The organism is Halalkaliarchaeum desulfuricum (assembly GCF_002952775.1).
In the GTDB taxonomy this organism is placed as follows: Archaea; Halobacteriota; Halobacteria; order Halobacteriales; family Haloferacaceae; genus Halalkaliarchaeum; species Halalkaliarchaeum desulfuricum.
Genome location: NZ_CP025066.1, coordinates 1919770 through 1936044, shown reverse-complemented (window position 1 = coordinate 1936044; position 16275 = coordinate 1919770). Strand labels below are relative to the sequence as shown.

15 protein-coding genes are annotated in these 16275 nt (G+C 62.7%); 11 read left to right on the top strand and 4 right to left on the bottom strand.

Annotated features, from left to right (window positions below):
• Window positions 1-27 precede the first annotated feature (27 nt).
• From AArcSl_RS09665 to AArcSl_RS09650, 4 genes are all read left to right on the top strand, one after another.
• The gene (locus tag AArcSl_RS09665; RefSeq protein WP_119821886.1) at window positions 28-1050 is read left to right on the top strand and encodes an electron transfer flavoprotein subunit alpha/FixB family protein; all 1023 of its coding nucleotides are present in this window, start codon (window positions 28-30) and stop codon (window positions 1048-1050) included.
• Window positions 1047-2396 (top strand): FAD-dependent oxidoreductase, encoded by a 1350-nt coding sequence (locus AArcSl_RS09660; RefSeq protein ID WP_119818271.1) that lies wholly within the window; start codon window positions 1047-1049, stop codon window positions 2394-2396. The genes AArcSl_RS09665 and AArcSl_RS09660 overlap by 4 nt, the downstream gene beginning before the upstream one ends.
• A gap of 4 nt (window positions 2397-2400) precedes the next feature.
• Window positions 2401-2751, top strand: a complete 351-nt coding sequence (locus AArcSl_RS09655; protein ID WP_119818268.1) for a ferredoxin family protein — start codon at window positions 2401-2403, stop codon at window positions 2749-2751.
• Window positions 2752-2826: 75 nt separating this feature from the next.
• A complete protein-coding gene (locus tag AArcSl_RS09650; protein WP_119818265.1) occupies window positions 2827-3732 on the top strand; it encodes a DMT family transporter in 906 nt (301 codons plus the stop codon).
• 49 nt (window positions 3733-3781) lie between these two features.
• On the opposite strand, the gene AArcSl_RS09645 is transcribed toward AArcSl_RS09650, so the two are convergent.
• A complete protein-coding gene (locus tag AArcSl_RS09645; protein ID WP_119821884.1) occupies window positions 3782-4402 on the bottom strand; it encodes a DUF420 domain-containing protein in 621 nt (206 codons plus the stop codon).
• 137 nt (window positions 4403-4539) lie between these two features.
• On the opposite strand from AArcSl_RS09645, the gene AArcSl_RS09640 reads away from it, so the two are divergent.
• The 7 genes from AArcSl_RS09640 (at window position 4540) to AArcSl_RS09610 (ending at window position 13810) form a co-directional block, all read left to right on the top strand.
• Complete coding sequence (locus AArcSl_RS09640) at window positions 4540-5421, top strand: hypothetical protein (RefSeq protein WP_119818262.1); 882 nt, start codon at window positions 4540-4542, stop codon at window positions 5419-5421.
• Between the two features lie 343 nt (window positions 5422-5764).
• On the top strand, window positions 5765-7519 hold the full coding sequence (locus AArcSl_RS09635) for a TIGR04190 family B12-binding domain/radical SAM domain protein (RefSeq protein ID WP_119818259.1): 1755 nt from the start codon (window positions 5765-5767) through the stop codon (window positions 7517-7519).
• A 124-nt stretch (window positions 7520-7643) separates the two neighbouring features.
• Window positions 7644-8612, top strand: a complete 969-nt coding sequence (locus AArcSl_RS09630; RefSeq protein WP_119818256.1) for an ArsA family ATPase — start codon at window positions 7644-7646, stop codon at window positions 8610-8612.
• A gap of 352 nt (window positions 8613-8964) precedes the next feature.
• Entirely contained in the window at window positions 8965-11289 is a 2325-nt protein-coding gene (locus tag AArcSl_RS09625) for a molybdopterin-containing oxidoreductase family protein (protein WP_119818253.1), read from the top strand.
• Complete coding sequence (locus AArcSl_RS09620; RefSeq protein WP_119818250.1) at window positions 11286-11906, top strand: 4Fe-4S dicluster domain-containing protein; 621 nt, start codon at window positions 11286-11288, stop codon at window positions 11904-11906. The genes AArcSl_RS09625 and AArcSl_RS09620 overlap by 4 nt, the downstream gene beginning before the upstream one ends.
• 6 nt (window positions 11907-11912) lie before the next feature.
• Entirely contained in the window at window positions 11913-12983 is a 1071-nt protein-coding gene (gene nrfD, locus AArcSl_RS09615; RefSeq protein ID WP_119818247.1) for an NrfD/PsrC family molybdoenzyme membrane anchor subunit, read from the top strand.
• 98 nt (window positions 12984-13081) lie between these two features.
• On the top strand, window positions 13082-13810 hold the full coding sequence (locus AArcSl_RS09610) for a TorD/DmsD family molecular chaperone (RefSeq protein ID WP_119813728.1): 729 nt from the start codon (window positions 13082-13084) through the stop codon (window positions 13808-13810).
• A 34-nt stretch (window positions 13811-13844) separates the two neighbouring features.
• On the opposite strand, the gene AArcSl_RS09605 is transcribed toward AArcSl_RS09610, so the two are convergent.
• From AArcSl_RS09605 to AArcSl_RS09595, 3 genes are all read right to left on the bottom strand, one after another.
• Window positions 13845-14759, bottom strand: coding sequence for an arsenite methyltransferase (locus tag AArcSl_RS09605; RefSeq protein ID WP_119818244.1), 915 nt, complete (start codon window positions 14757-14759; stop codon window positions 13845-13847).
• Entirely contained in the window at window positions 14752-15126 is a 375-nt protein-coding gene (locus AArcSl_RS09600; protein ID WP_119818241.1) for an ArsR/SmtB family transcription factor, read from the bottom strand. Before AArcSl_RS09600 ends, AArcSl_RS09605 begins: the two co-directional genes overlap by 8 nt.
• A 204-nt stretch (window positions 15127-15330) precedes the next feature.
• Window positions 15331-16254, bottom strand: coding sequence for a hypothetical protein (locus AArcSl_RS09595; RefSeq protein ID WP_119818238.1), 924 nt, complete (start codon window positions 16252-16254; stop codon window positions 15331-15333).
• Between the last annotated feature and the right edge of the window lie 21 nt (window positions 16255-16275).

Genomic DNA, 16275 nt, shown 5'->3' with positions numbered 1-16275 from the left:
CAGGAAGTAAGCGAGGACGACGAGGAGATGACCGAGGCGGAACAGCAGGTCGCCGACGCCGAGGACGTGTGGGTGTTCATCGAAGAGCACGCTGGCGAGGTAATGAACGTCTCCTGGGAGCTGCTCGCCGAGGGACGCACACTTGCCGACAAGATCGATGAACAGCTGGTCGCAATAGTGATCGGTGAAGACGTCGACGACGTCGCCGAGGAGGCGATCCAGCGGGGGGCCGACCGGGCGCTCGTTGCGGACGATCCCGTCTTCGAGCCGTACCGGGCGGACCCATACGGCACCCAGTTCCGGCACATGGTCGAGGAGTGGAACCCGTCGATAGTACTGATCGGTGGTACCCACACCGGCCGCGACTTCGCTGGCCGGGTGGCCGTGCCGACCTGGGCCGGCCTCACCGCCGACGTCACCAAACTCGACGTCGATGAGGACGGTCTGCTGCAGGCCAAACGACCCGCATTCGGCGGGAACGTACTCGCGACGATCGTCTGTGAGGATCACCGCCCGCAGATGGCGACGGTCCGTGCGGGCGTGTTCGAGGCGGCCGAACCCGATCCCGACCGCGAAGGCGAGATCGAACACGTCGACGTCGTCGTCAGCGAGGAGGAGACGATCTCCGAGGTGATCGAGCGCGTGATCGGCGACACGGCCGACATCACCGACGCCGACCGCATCGTCGCCGTCGGCGGCGGGGCCGAAGGCGACGTTTCGCCCGCCGTCGAACTCGCGGAAGCGCTGGACGCCGAACTCGCCGCGAGCCGCAAGGCGGTCGACGAGGGCTGGGTTGAGGCCTCCCGCCAGGTCGGACAGACCGGCAAGACGGTCCGGCCGGAGCTGTACGTCGCCCTCGGCATTTCGGGGGCGATCCAGCATCTCGAAGGGATGAAAGACAGCCGCGTCGTGGTCGCGATCAACGACGATCCGAACGCGGCGATCTTCGAGCACGCCGACTACGGCATCGTCGGTGATATCTTCGAGATCGTCCCGCAGCTGGTCGAAGCGATCGAAGCCGGTGCGGAACTCCAGGAGGTGGCACAATGAGCGACAGGACAGAGCCGATCGAGAACCCGAACTACGACGACGCGTTCGACGTTATCGTGGTCGGCGCCGGCCTCGCCGGCTGTGCGGCGGCAACGAAGCTCGCACAGGAGGACCTGGACGTCTTGATGATCGAGCGTGGTCGCTTCCCGGGCGCGAAGAACGTCTTCGGCGGCGTGATGTACACGCCAACCGTCCGCGAGATGGTCGACCTCTCGGATGCGCCCCTGGAGCGGTACGTCGCCGAACGGCGGTTCAGCATGCTCTCCGAGCGCGACGAGACCGCCGTCTCCCTGCGACCGGGACAGTGGCACGAGCCGCCGCACAACGACTCCTACACAGTACTGCGGGGAGAGTTCGACGAGTGGTTCGCCGAGCAGGCCGTCGAGGAGGGGGCGACCCTCATCACCCAGACGACGGTTACTGACCTCATCAAGGAGAACGGCCAGGTCGTCGGCGTCGAGACTGACCGTCCCGACGGACGGATCCGCGCACCGTACGTTGTTCTCGCGGAAGGGGGCAATTCCCTGGTAAGCGAGGCAGGTGATCTCCGGTCGGTCGAGCGCGCGGAGAACATCGCGGTCGGCGTCAAGGAAGTGCTGGAGTTCCCGGAGGGCGAGAACGTCATCGAGGACCGATTCCGGCTGTACGACGACGCCGGCGCCTCCTATCACTACTTCGGCGAGGGCGCCGTCGGCGACGCGTTCGGTGGCGGCTTCATCTACACGAACGACGACACCGTAAGCGTCGGACTGGCCTACCGGCTCTCGGACGCGCGTGGCAGCCAGCCGAAGCCCGAACAGACGCTGAACGCGTTCAAGTCCCACCCGGCGGTCGCGCCGCTGCTGCGGAACGCACGCACCGTCGAGTACACCGCCAAGACGATCCCCGAGGGCGGCCCGGAGGCGGTGCCGGAACTCGTCCACGACGGCGCCGTCCTGGTGGGCGACACTGCGGGGCTCGTGTTGAACAACGGCGTCCACCTCGAGGGCACCAACATGGCCGTCGAAAGCGGCTACCTCGCGGCGAAGGCGATCGCGAGCGCCGCAGACCGCGACCGGACTGACGCAGCCGCGTTGCGGTCGTATCCCGAGGAGCTCGAGGAGTCGTTCGTGATGCAGAACCTCGAGCGGTACGAATGGATGATCGACCGCGTCAAGGAGGACAAGGAGCTGCTGTTCGAGACGCTCCCGCAGGCGGTTGCAGACGCGAGTACCGAGTACTTCCGGATGGACCGCCAGACGAAGGAAAAACACGCAGACGAGGCGAAAGACCGTCTCCTCGAGGCCGTCGGCGGCTGGACGGGGGCGGCGAAGCTGGCATACAGATACAACAAGATGATACGGTGACACAATGAGTGCAAACACAGACACGGCCGACGAGACCGGACCGGACCTCTCTCCGGAGTCGTTCGGAGTAGAGAACGAATCGATGGAAGACAAGCTGTACACCGTCAAGTACGAGGACTCCGGCGAGTCCCACCTCGACGTCAAGGTGCCGGGCATCTGCGAGGAGCGGTGTGTGAACGACGACTGCGTGAACGTCTGTCCGGCCGACGTCTGGCAGCGGGACGACAACGGCGTGCCCCACATCTACTACGAGAACTGCCTGGAGTGTGGCAGCTGTCGGTGGGGCTGTCGCCACGGCAACGTCGTGTGGACCTACCCCGAACGCGGTGCCGGCGTGACCTACAAGAAGGGCTAGCGAAACGGTCGTTCTTCGCCGGGATCGCAACCTACTCGGCCCTCGGCACACGAGGAGTTCCCGAGTGATGAGTGCGTGACGTCGCCGTTCAGGAACGCGATCCTGTTCGTCGTTCTCGCCGCCGTCTGGGGGAGCGCGTTCACCGCGATCAAGGCCGGGCTGGATTTTTTCCCCCCGGTTCTGTTCGCGGCGTTCAGGTACGACCTGGCCGGCCTGTTGATGCTCGGCTATGCGGTGTACGCCACCGACCGGTGGCGCCCCCGGGATCGAGACGAGTGGTTGCTCGTCGGTATCGGCGGGGCGTTCCTGATCGCCGCCTACCACGCGTTTCTCTTCGTCGGACAGCAGGGAACCACGAGCGCAGCCGCGGCAGTGATCGTCAGCCTCTCGCCGATCCTGACGACGGGGTTCGCTCGCGGACTGCTTCCCGACGAACGGCTCGCAGTCCTTGGAATCATCGGCCTCCTGGTCGGGTTCCTGGGCGTGGTTATCTTGAGCAACCCCGATCCGAACAACTTGCTGGACACCCGGACGGTGTCGATGTTCCTGATCTTCCTTGCGGCGGCGTCGTTCGCACTCGGGAGCGTGCTGACCCGGCGGCTCGACACCGGGCTCCCGATCGAGACGATGGAGGCGTGGTCGATGCTGCTCGGGGCGCTCTTGATGCACGGGGTGAGCGTCGCGCTGGCTGAATCCGTGGCAGATGTGGAATGGACGCTGGAGGCGATGGTGGCACTGTTGTATCTCGTGGTCGTCGCCAGCGCCGCCGGCTTCCTGATCTACTTCGATCTCCTCGAGCGGCTCGGCCCGATCGAGATCAACCTCGTCTCCTACGCCGCCCCGGTCGCGGCGGCGGTCACCGGGCTCGTCTTCCTTGGAGAAGTGCCGACGATCCACACCTGGGTCGGCTTCCTGTTCATCCTGACGGGGTTCCTCCTTATAAAACGGAACGCGGTTCGGGCGGAACTCGTCCGGCTGTGATCCGGCATTCGGATGGGGAAAACAGTCTGGAGGGTTGTGTCAAGGATTGCTACAACAGGACGATAGCGGCAGCCTGTGCGGCCTCGTACTCGGAGCCGTACACGTGGTTCAACAGGAGATACGCAACGACACCGAGGATCAACGACAGCAGCCACGAGGCGGCCGCGATGCGTCCGATCCGGCGGTGTGGCGTCTCCGTCCGGAGTTCCCGTTCGGTGTGAGTGAGCCCCAGCACGATCGCATACAGCACCACAGGAACCGCGAGGATAGACAGCGCGATGTGGATCCCGAGCATCGCCAGATACGCATAGAAGGCGGGATCGGGACCGACGAAGTACTTCGTCCCGCCGCCGGCGACCCGTGGGAGATACATTCCGAGGAAGATCAGGATCAACACGAACGAGGTCGTCATCGCCGCGGCGTGTTTCCTCACCTCGCCGGCCCGGATCCAGTACCAGCCCAGCGAGAGCGTGACGATCGTAAGGGAGTTCACGGCGGCGATCGCGTGGGTGAGAAACTCGACCTGGGGTTGTGACAACCGGGGGAAAAGCGCCGCGAACGACGGCGAGAGGAACACACCGAGCACGGCGACGTAACCGACGAGCGAGAGGGCGATCGTGACTGCGAGTGGACGGTCCCGAACCGGGCCGCGAACGACTGGCGTCTCCATGGTCGCCGTTGGGGAGGAACCGGTATTCCTTTTCGGGTTCCGGATTCGATCCGTGTTCCGCTTCCAGTTCCGGTTCAGGTACCGATTCCGACGGCCGGCCGGAAAAGACACTTGTCGGCTGCCCCCTACCTTCCCGCGTGAACTGGGAGGGAGGCCCCAGACGACGGCTCACAGTTCGGATCCTGCAAGCGACTGCTGCGGGCGTTCGTCGGCGGTCCCGATGGGAGCTGTTCGCGGTGTATTTCGCGGTTCCGGCGGTGCTCGTCTTCATCCACCTCGTACCGGGCACCCGGAGCTGGAGCCTCTCGCTCGCGGCAGAGTCGCCGTTTGCCGACGTGACGACACTGTGGACGGCGTTCGCATCGAGCTACGTCCACGTCGATTCGGCCCACCTCCTCAACAACGTCGGTGTCTACTGGCTCACGATGGCGGCGATCCACCCGCTGGCGGTCGCGGCCGACTGGCGCCGCGAACTCGCCGGCGCCGCCGCGGGCTATCTCCTCGTCGTCCCCATCCTCGTTTCGTGGGTGTCGATCAACACGCTCGGGGAGTTCTCCAACTACCCGTCGGCCGGGTTTTCGGGACTCAACTCCGCGTTTCTGGGCTTTCTCGTGGTCGTCTGGTTCGTCGCCCTCGCGTCGGAGACGGACGCCGAGCGACGGATCGATCCGACGTGGGCAGTCGTCCCGTTTTCACTCGCATTGGGGTTCGCGTTCGTCGTTCCGCGGAACGCCGGGTTCCTGCCGCCCGATCCCTCGGTCGCGGCGCTTTTCTTCCTCGTCGCTGCGGGGGGTGCGGCCGGATTGCTTCGTCTGGACGGCGACCCTCGCGGCATTGCTCTTTCGGCGGAACGGGAGTTCATGTTCGTGTTCGGAATGTCCGTGACGACCGCGGGTGTGCTCGGATCGCTCGTCATCGTCGCCCCCGGAACCAACGTGTACGCTCACTTGACGGGGTTCGTCGTGGGCTTTGGCGTCCCGTTTCTCGGGTTCGTGCTTCCCCGACTCGCAGGACGATGAACCGTCAGAGCCCGGTCAGTGACAGCGCCAGGAATCCTGGCCTTACAACCGCAATGATCGACCTGCTGGTCGGAGACATCTTTTCAAAAACTGGGACTGCACGACCGTATTTAATGTCTGTCCAAGTGTACTTTCACCCGGGTTACGAGAAACCCCCAACGGGTCGCATGCGAACCGAACAGGTCGGACATTCACCGAATCGAGGCTGCGTATCTGTCCGTCACGCCGGAACGGCTGTCCACGTTCACCGCCAAAATCGGTGACAGTCCCGATCACGCTCGCTCAGCATCATCCTATCTCGTCTCACTCCGCCCCGCGACGACGACTACCCACCCAACGCACCATGCCAATCAAGACACCAACCGTCACGTTCTTTCACCCACCTGCAGTGTATGACTTCCGCGAGCGTCCCGGTTTTTTCGGACCGATAAGTGACGTCGTTCCGTCTTCGCCGATCTTCGAGATGTATCCAGTTGGTCTGACCAGCCTCGCGGACTACCTCGAACGGCACGGCTACGGCACACAGATCGTCAATCTGGCACACAAGATGTTGCGTGACGAGGACTACAGCGTCGAAAGCGAGATCCGACGTTGCCGGTCGTCTTACGTCGGGATCGACCTGCACTGGCTCCCGCACGCTCACGGAGCAATCGAGATCGCGAAACTCGTGAAAGAGTTCCACCCGGACGTGCCGGTGATCCTCGGCGGGATGAGCGCGACGTACTACCACGACGAGCTGATCGAATACCCGGCCGTCGACTACGTAATCAGGGGCGATTCAGCCGAACAGCCGCTAGTGGAGTTGGTGCAGGCCCTCGACGGCAACGGCGATCTCTCGTCGGTTCCGAACCTGACGTACATCGACGACGACGGCGCGGTCGTCGTCAATCCGCTGTCCTGGGTGCCCGACAGCCTCGATTACACTGCCCTACCTTCGTATACGTACGTGATCCGGTCGGTGATGAAGTACGGCGGACTCCAGAAGGTACTGCCGTATCAGGGGTGGCTCGAATCGCCGGTGACGATGCTTTTGACCTCGCGGGGATGTTCGCTCAACTGCGTCCACTGTGGCGGATCGAACACCTGTTATCGCGAGACGTTCGGCCGCGATCGGCCAGCGATCCGGTCGGCCGAGAAGCTGGCAGACGACGTGCGTTCGATCACCTCGTTTTCGAACGGACCGATAATGGTCGTCAACGACATCCGGATCGGCGGCCGGGAGACGGCACTGACGTTTCTGGAGTACGTCGAAGACATCGAGACATCCAACGAGTTCGTCTTCGAACTGTTCTGGCCGGGCGACAGGGAGTTTTACGAGGCGATCGACGACGCGGTCTCGAGCTGGCGACTCGAGTTCAGCCCTGAAGGGTACTCCCCGACGGTCAGACAGCATCTCGGGAAGTTCAACGGCTCACTCGAGGAGATGGAGACGTCGATGGCTGAAGCGTACGAAAGTGGCTGTGAGAGCATCGACCTGTTTTTCCTGATCGGGCTGCCAGAGCAGACGCCGGAGGAAGTCCTCGAAACGGTCGAATACTGCGATCACCTCCTCGACCGGTTCGCCGGTCGGACGCTCAAGCCGTTCATTGCGCCGCTTGCGCCGTTTCTCGACCCGGGATCGCCCGGGTTCGAAAACCCCGAAGAGTACGGCTACAAAACGTTCTGCGAGACGTTCGAAGACCACAGACAGCAGCTGCTGGAACCGAGCTGGGCCAGGATACTGAGCTACGAGACCGAATGGATGTCGAGAGAGGAGATCGTGGCGGTCACTTACGAGGCGTCCCGGCGGCTCAACGAAGTGAAGTACAAACATGGCCTGATAGACGAGGAAACGTTCGATTCGGTCAACGACCGGATCGAAGCCTCCGAAACGATCGTCGAGGAGATTGAACGGATCGCCGAAAAGCCACCCGACCAACGGGAACTCCAACTGGAAAACCTCCAGGAGGAACTGGTGACGGATGGATCATTCAGCATCTGTGGCGACAACGAACTCGAGACATCCTGGCAGAACACCGGGCTGAAGGACGCGAAAACCCTCGCGAAACTCGCGGTGAAGATCGCCGCGACCGATCTACGGCAGCGGATGTTCGGATAGTAGCATAACCAGACGACAGCAGCACACCGGCGCGATCGTACTCGAATCCAGAACCCAGATCGAACCCAAATCGAACCCAGATCGAACCCAAATCGAACCCAGATCGAACCCAAATCCAGAACCCATGACTACACCACGATGGCCCGACCCGTCCCTGCGACTCGTTGCCTTCACCGGCAAGGGCGGGGTCGGGAAAACCACCTGTTCGGCTGCCGCAGCCGTAGCGTACGCCACGAAAGGCGAGCGGACACTGCTTTTGACGACCGACCGGTCGCCGTCACTGTCGGACATTTTCGAACTGAATGTCTCCGGCGAGCCGACACCTCACCCCGAGGTCGACGGCCTGGATATCCTCGAGATGGACTACGAGATGGTCGTCGATCGCTGGAAGGACGCGTATGGAGAGGAGGTGTACCACCTCTTTTCCTCCTTCCTGGACGTCGATCGGGAGGTGATCGACTACGTGGCGGAAGCGCCGGGGATCCCCGAAGAGTACGTCATGGGTATCCTGCTGGACTTCTACGAGGACGATCAGTACGACCGTATCGTCTGGGACACCGCACCCGCCGGCAGCACGCTGTCGTTGCTCGAACTCCAGAAACGGTTTTACAGCCACCTCGGACAGGCCCCCTCGATCTACGCGGACGTCCGTTCGGCGATGAAACGCGAAGCGGGAGAACGGCCATCGAAGCTCCTCGAACAGTGGCGACAACTTGCCAAGGACACGCTCGATATGGTTCAGGCACCGGATGCGACGTTCGTCGTCGTGACGATTCCCGAGGGATTGGCGGTCGAGGAAACCCATCGGATCATCGACGAACTGTCCAAACACGACGTCGACATCGGGGCGATCGTCGTGAACAACGTTCTCCAGGAGGAGGCGACCGCCGGCTCGTCGTTTCACGAGGATCGCTCGGCGATGCAGCAAACCTACCTCGAAGAAATCGACGAACGCTGGGGAGACGACCCCGGCGTCATCCTGGTTCCACAGTTGCCCTCGGAGGTCAAGGGCCTGGAGGCGATCCGGCAGATCACCCACGAACTTATGGATCTCGACGAGCACGACGTACCGGAGCTGAATTCGGAAAACTGAGCCTGTCTCTTTTCGGGTGCAGTCGGCGATCGCGATCGAGATTCCCTATAACTGAATCGAGACACCAGTATCTCATATAGACCGGGGTGGATTCCCGAGATATGATAACATTCTAAGATGTATATAAACTTCAAAATTAATCATTATATATGAATAAGAAAAATTGCCTCGACAGTCGAAGGCACCCACTGAAAGCAGACCGGTGTAACGGACGAAAAGAGAGATCAGCCGGAGAACGCGTCCGATTTGGATCGTCACTCGCGGGGGTTACAGCGACCCCGAACCCGGTGCCGACGCGGCGTGACACCGGGGTGATCGTGGAGGGCGTAGAATACGAACGGAGAATACACTAATGACTGGACGTACAGAGCCGTCCACAAGCGAGGGCTCGGCACCGACCGGCGGCGGGCGCGTCAGTCGCCGAAACTTCCTGAAGACCAGCGCGGCAGCCGGGGCCGCCGCCGCCGTCGGCGGTAGTGCGATCTCGACGAATCCCGACATCGTCGCCGCCCAAGAGCAGACAGACCGCGAGATCGTCCACGGAAACTGCTGGATCTCTCGGGCTTCTTGCGGTCAAGCGATCACCGTCGAGGACGGCAGAGCCATCGACCTCACTGGCGTCGACGGTCACCCGAAGGCCAGCGGCGGCCAAGGTCGCGAGGGGACACTCTGCTCGAAGGGCGTCGCCCAACTGGACAAGACCTACAATCCCAACCGGATCCGGCAGCCGTACATCCGGAAAGACGGCGAACTCCAGTCGGCCTCCTGGGAGGAGGCCATCGAATTCGCCGCCGAGCGGCTCGAACAGTTCCGCGAGGAACACGGCGCCGAGAAGATGCTCCGCTACCAGGGCTACCCGCTTACCGACACACACGACAAGCTCTTTCAGCGGATCTACGGCGCCGCGATCCAGGTCGGCCGGAAGACGACGTGTCACGGACCCTTCTCGGATAGCTGGGGCTGGATGGGCGGCTACGGTCGCGAGTGGCCCGACTGGCAAAACTCCGAGTACATCATCGCCTGGGGTCGCAACCCCATGGAGTGTTTCCGCGGGCAGTGGGAGCCGAACGGCATCCTCGATGCCAGGAAGAACAACGACGCGACCCTGGTGACGATCGACCCCCGATACACCAAGACCGCCCAGAAATCCGACAGGTGGCTTCCGATCGAACCCCGGACCGACGGCGCGCTCGCGCTCGCGATGGGCCACGTCATCATCGAGGAAGGGCTCTACGACGAGGAGTTCGTCGAGAACTGGACGTATGGGTTCGAGGCGTACCGCGAGAACGTCGAAGACAAGACACCCGAATGGGCCGAGGAGATCACCGACATCGACGCAGAGGAGATCCGCGAGGTCGCGATCGGATTCGCGAGAGCTGCGCCCCGAGCGATAGCGTTCCCGTGGACGGGAATCGCCTACCAGGGTAACGGCTTCAAGAACGCGCAGGCGATCCACGCGCTCAACGGGCTGGTAGGGTGCATCGACCACGAGGGTGGTACCCGCCACTACAGAGGACCGAGTCTGAGTGATCCTCACGCCGAGCGCGGGATCGAGCTTCCGGACGCTCACGAGGACGCCGACCTGCCGGACTACGACGATTATCCATACCAGCGACACATCAGGAACTACAGTCACAACTACGTGCCGACGATGGTCGAGAAGGGCGACATCAAGGGGTACGTCTCCAACTGGTCGCTACCGCCGAAGAGCGGCAACACCCAAGAGTGGCTCCGGGCCCTCGATGAGATGGAACTGGTAATCGTCGTCGACGCGTTCTGGAACGCCGTCAGTAAACGGGCTGACGTCGTCTTCCCGGATTCCTCGCAGATCGAACAACCGTTCCTCGGCAGCGGCGGCGACAGTTGTTATCCCACCCGAACCTGGGTCACCGCATCGAATGCGGCGATCGACCCGCTGTGGGACACCAAGCCGGCGTTCGACATCTACAAAGAACTCGCCGAGGAGATGGGCTACGGCGAGTACTTCCCGTGGGACTCCGAGGAGGAATACCTCGATGAAAAGCTCGACGCGGTCGACATGAGCTTCGACGAGCTCGCCGAACAGAGCTACGCGCTCGTCGACGAGTACGGCTACCAGCAGTACCGCGAAGACGGGTTCAACACCGAAACGGGGCTGTTCCAGTTCGACCTGGCGCCGAACGAGAGCTACGCAGCCCTGGCCGACGAACTCGGCGTCAGCACGGCCCCCGAGTGGCAGCCGGTCGACGACGACATCTACGGCGAAACAACCGACGACGAGTACCCGCTGTTGTTCACCGACGTGTTCGTCGAGCAGATATCGCGCGGACACTGCCAGGCGTTGCCCGAGTCAGTCGAGGAGTATCTCGACCGTTACGGACGGGCGTACGACGATTACGAAGGTAACTACCTCCACATCAACCCTCGGGACGCGCGTCCGCGGAACATCCAGACGGGCGATATGGTCCGTGTGGAGTCCCGAGACGACGCCATCGAACTTCCGGCACACGTCTACGAGGGCGTCCGCCCCGGCTGGATCGCCACCGTGAACGGATTCGGTGAAGGATCTGTCCATCCCGAGGAGGCAGGAGCAAACACCATGACACTGAACAGGGAACATCACGTCGAACCGGTGTCGGGCCAGGTCGACAGGAACCATCCTGTCGAAGTAACGAAAGCCGGAGGTGATGGCGCATGAGCCGCCAGTGGGCCTTCTACTTCGACACCCAGAAGTGTATCGGCTGTCACGCGTGTGTGGTCTCGTGTCGGGTGCGCAACGACGTCGGCACGAAGGAAGCCAAGTGGCGCCGAATGGAACACGTCGGCGAGGGATCGTTCCCGGACTACAAGGAGACGTCAGTGTCGATGTCCTGTTTCCACTGTGCGACGGCACCATGTCGGCAGGTCTGTCCCACCCACGCGATCGAAAAACGCGAGAGGGACGGGATCGTCACTGTGGATCAGGACAAGTGCATCGGCTGTCACTACTGTGCGTACGCGTGTCCGTTCGGCGCCTGTCAGTACGGCGACGATGGACTGTTGCAAAAGTGTCACCTCTGTCTGGGCGAGGGCGCCGGCGACGGACACGGCAAGCCTGCGCGGCAAAAGCCCGAGGACGGCGGAGCCACGGCCGCCTGCGTGGACAATTGCGTCACGGAGGCGCTGAAGGCCGGCCCGATCAACGAGATCCTCCGGGAAGCCTCCGAAGAGGCGGCCAACCGCTACAGCGAAAGCGATGTCGGGCCGGCGCTGGTCGTCGAACCAGTGACCCAGGAATCGCACGACTCGATCGAAACCACCGACCCGACCGGGTGACACCACATGCCCTACCACCCTGACGGGTTGATCTGGATACTCGAGCACCACTGGGACCTGAAGATCGCGATCTACCTCTTCTTCGGGGGCCTGGCCGGTGGTGCCTACCTCACCGGCTTTGCCGCAGACGTGTTGAGCCGGCGGGAAGACGGGACAAAATCCGAAGCACTGCGGGCCACGAGCCGGTGGGGGATGATCGCCGCAGTCGTCGGTATCGCCGTCGGCGGGGTCATCCTGTTTACCCACCTGGGTGCGCCCCTGCGCGCGCTGCTGTTCCCGATCCTGTTTGTCAACTTCGAGTCCTGGCTGGTGATCGGCACCTGGACGATCGTGCTGTTCACCCTGGTGGCAATGATACAGGCGTTCTGGCAGATCTGGGGCCAGGAGACCGACGACGATCCCAGCACCTTCGCCCGGTGGATCACCCGCTGGATCGAAGCGAAAAGTGATCTCCCCCTCGAACAGTGGCTCACCAGGCTGGGCCGGCTCACCCGTCCCGGAGAGCGTCTCCGGCTGGCGGTCCACGCCGGAGGCGCGTTTCTGGCGGTGTTGCTCGTGGTGTACACGGCGCTGTTGTTGAGCGAGGTAGCGTGGCTCTACCCCGCCTGGGACGGCACCCTTCTGCCGTTCCTGTTTCTCGCCAGCGGCCTCTCGATGGGCCTTGCCGCCACCGCCGGCCTCACGGGCATCTTCGAGGGCGTCTTCGGCACCGGCGTCCACGAGTTCAGCCTCGTCGACGACCTCGTGATCCTCGCGGAGATTGTCATCCTCGGATCGCTCGTGTGGACCCTCTCGCAGGGCGGCCCCGCAGCCCAGGCCACCTTCGAACTGCTGAGGACCGACATGGCACTGCTGTTCTGGGGCGGCGTCGTCGCCCTGGGACTCCTCGCGCCGCTGGTCCTCTCGGCGGCGCTCCTCGTCGCCGAGTGGCGCATCGACCTCCAGGCGACCCCGAAACTCCAGCGACTCGCACAGGCGACGTATACGGCCAAGTTCGGCCTGGTCGTACTGGGTGGGCTCCTCCTGCGATACGTGGCGCTTTTCATGGCCGTGAAAGCGCCACTCGTGGTCGCCTGAGAGGCAATCCCTCTCCCGCTGCGCTGTCCCGCTGACTCCTCTCGTCTCTCCCTCGCACCGTCGCAGAAACACCGACGCGAAATCCGAACCGATAACCCATGACGAATCCCGACGCGACCACCGAACCCGTTCCGGAACTGGCGAACAGCGACGACTGGGCGCAGCTGTGCAGCCTGCTCGCCGAGTGTCTGAAACACCCCGACGAGCGGTTCTTCACCGACGTCGAGGCGGGACTGCTCGACACGGAGATCGACATGCTTGTCGATCGCCTGGACCTCCCCGAACCGGAGGGCGGCCCCGCGACCGAACTGCTGCCGGAGACGGTCGGCTCCCTCGACAACGAGTACATCCGGCTGTTCGAAGGGCTCGAATCCCCGTACGCGATCCCGGTGGAATCCCCCTACCGGGAGTGGCACGCCGGCACCGGACGCGAAGGCCTCCTCGAGGGACCGCCCGCCGACGAGATGCGCCGACGCTACGACGCGCTCGAAGCCGAGATTCCCGCCGCGTATCCCCCCGACCACCTCGCGCTTTTGCTCGATTACGCCTCCGTGCTCCTGGAGTCGGGCGGCCCCGACGAGTACCGTCCGTTCTTCCGGGACCACTTCGACTGGCTCCCGGCGTTCCAGCGGCTGCTCGAAACCGCCGAAGCCGACGCACCCTTCCACCGGTGGTGTGCGAGGCTCGCCTGCGAGTGGATCCCGATCGCTCGAAACCGACTCGACCTCCCCGAACCCACGGCCGGGGAACTCGACGAAATGGTCGAACGCGTCGACGCCACCGCCTCCAGCACCGGCGTCCCCGACGAAAAACAGTTCCGAGAGTAGCCCCGGCTGCGGTCGTTTCGGCGACGGGGTTCGGTCACCGCTCGGGCTTTCTGCCCCGGATCGACGCCGACACCACGTAGTCACCCAGGTCCCGTTCGGGATCCCACTCGTCGATGAACTCCCGGCTGCCCTCTTTTGGCTCGACGGCGACATCGACGAATCCTGCCTCGCGGAGGGCAGCCTCGATCTCGTCGACCGGCGCCGCGTCGCCGATGCACGACGCCACTGACGCCGGATCCGCAGCCAGATCGTCGGGCAACTCTCCCGATCGAACCACGTCCGATACCGCGAGTCGACCGCCCGGATTCAGGACCCGATACGCCTCCTCGAAGACGCGAGGTTTGTCCGGTGAGAGGTTGATCACGCAGTTCGAGAGGATCACGTCGACGGTTTCGTCGGCGACGGGCAGATGTTCGATCTCTCCGAGCCGGAACTCCACGTTCTCCGCGTCGTTTTTTCGTGCGTTCTCTCGGGCTTTCTCCACCATCTCCGGCGTCATGTCGACGCCGATCACCCGACCCGAGTCGCCGACCTCCCGGGCCGCCAAAAAGCAGTCGAACCCGCCACCGGCGCCGAGGTCGAGGACCGTCTCGCCCGCCTCGAGATCCGCGATCGCTGTCGGGTTCCCACAGCCAAGGCCCAGGTCGGCGCCTGATTCGACCGCTTCCAGTTGCGACTGGGTGTAGCCCAGCCGTTCCGAATCGATCGATGAAGTGCTCTCATCGGACCCGCCACTTTCACAGCAGGCCGTTTCCTCGTCGACAGTGGATCCGCTATCGTCTCCGTCGCCACAACAGGAGCCACCTTCGGTGGCCACGTCGGCGTACCGCTGTCTGACGGCGGTTCGTTGCTCTGCTGGATCTAGGCCGGTCCGGTCGGCAGGGTCGGTATGATCTATCCCGTCGTTCGATTCATCCTGGTCGTCGGTCGATTGGGGTGTCTCACTCATTGTTTTGGGTTCGAATGTCATCGAGCAGTTCGAGTAGTCGCTGGGCCCTCGGCGTCGCCGTGTAGTACCGCCACCGCCCTTCCTTGCGTCGACTCACCAGTCCGGCGGTGTAGAGCCGCGAGAGCGCCTGGCTGATTGCTCCCTGGCTCACCCCGAGCGACGGCTCGAGTTCGCAGACGCAGACTCCGCCATCGGCGGCAGCCACGAGCCTGAGCACCTCGTACCGGGTTTCGCTTCCAGCCGCGGTGAGGATTCGGAGGTCCGCGGCCAGTTCCGTCTCCGTGAGGGAGTGGGCGACGGCCTCACAGCAACGCGACTGTTCCACGCCGGGATCGGTCGGGTCCGTTGCGGCTCCCGTCTCGTTCATTTTAGCTATAGCTAATATTAGGATGTTCTAATATAAGGGTTGGGAAGGTGTCGCCTCGACAGAGCAGTATTCCGGTCGAATCACTCGCGCCGTTGCGCCGGTCTCATAGGAGTTCCCAAAGGAAGCCACACAGCCGGCTGGCTACGATACGTTGACTTCGACCGAATTCTGCCGAACACTCCTTGAAGGCGAGTGGTCGATAATCTATTCGAGTGCCGCTTCCGCTTTCTCCATATGCTCTTCGAACGCGTCCCAATCGCCACGTTGGGCTGCCCGAATCCCGTCCGCGTAATGACCGGTGGCGTCCCGTAAGTCATTGGCATCTGCGCTTATCTCGATAACATCGGCTTCCATATGAGCCGGGAGGTCAGGGTCGTCCTCGATCTCCTCGAATCGGGATGCAGCTGATTCGAACTCGAATTCAGCGATTTCTGCCTTGTCAAGTGCGTCATCGAGGTTTTCATCCTCGAGTGCGTCGATCATCGCCTCCAGGGCCTGTAGACCCTGTATCATTTCTACGAATCCATGGATCATTTCCTCAAATACATCGAATTCGTTATCGACACGCTCTAACTTCGCTTTATCAACACCCAGTTCGATCCGCTCTTGAGTATCGAGGCGATCGTCATCGATCTCGTCCAGTGCATCGATGGACTCGGATATCTTCTCGTTTGCCTCGGAAGCGTCATCCAGAAGCTCCTCGCTCGTTTCGAGCGCATCGTCGACCCGATCGGCATCGATCTGGGCTACTATCGTGTCTAACCCATGGATCACGCTGTTGATCGCTTCTAGAGCCTGCACTAATGAGAGTTGAAACTCCGCAATTGAATAGCCAAGCTGTACCGCCTCCTGAATTTCTTCGTCTTCCGCAACCGCATCGGCTGCATCAAGGTGGTCCTCTGCCTCATCGATCCGTTGTTTGATTCCGTCGATTTCCGCCTGATCCGGAAGCTCGTCGTCCTCAAGCTCCTCGAACTCGTCGAGTACCTCCTGGTTTTCTTCGAGCAAATCGAACGCCGCCTCGACGTCCTCGCTTCCCTCCTGTCCGAGGCACCCGGAAAGGCCCACGGCGGCAGCAACCGCCGTCACTGAAACTCCCTTTCGAAGGAACTCCCGTCGTTGAACCATATGTAAACTTATTTTTAGAAA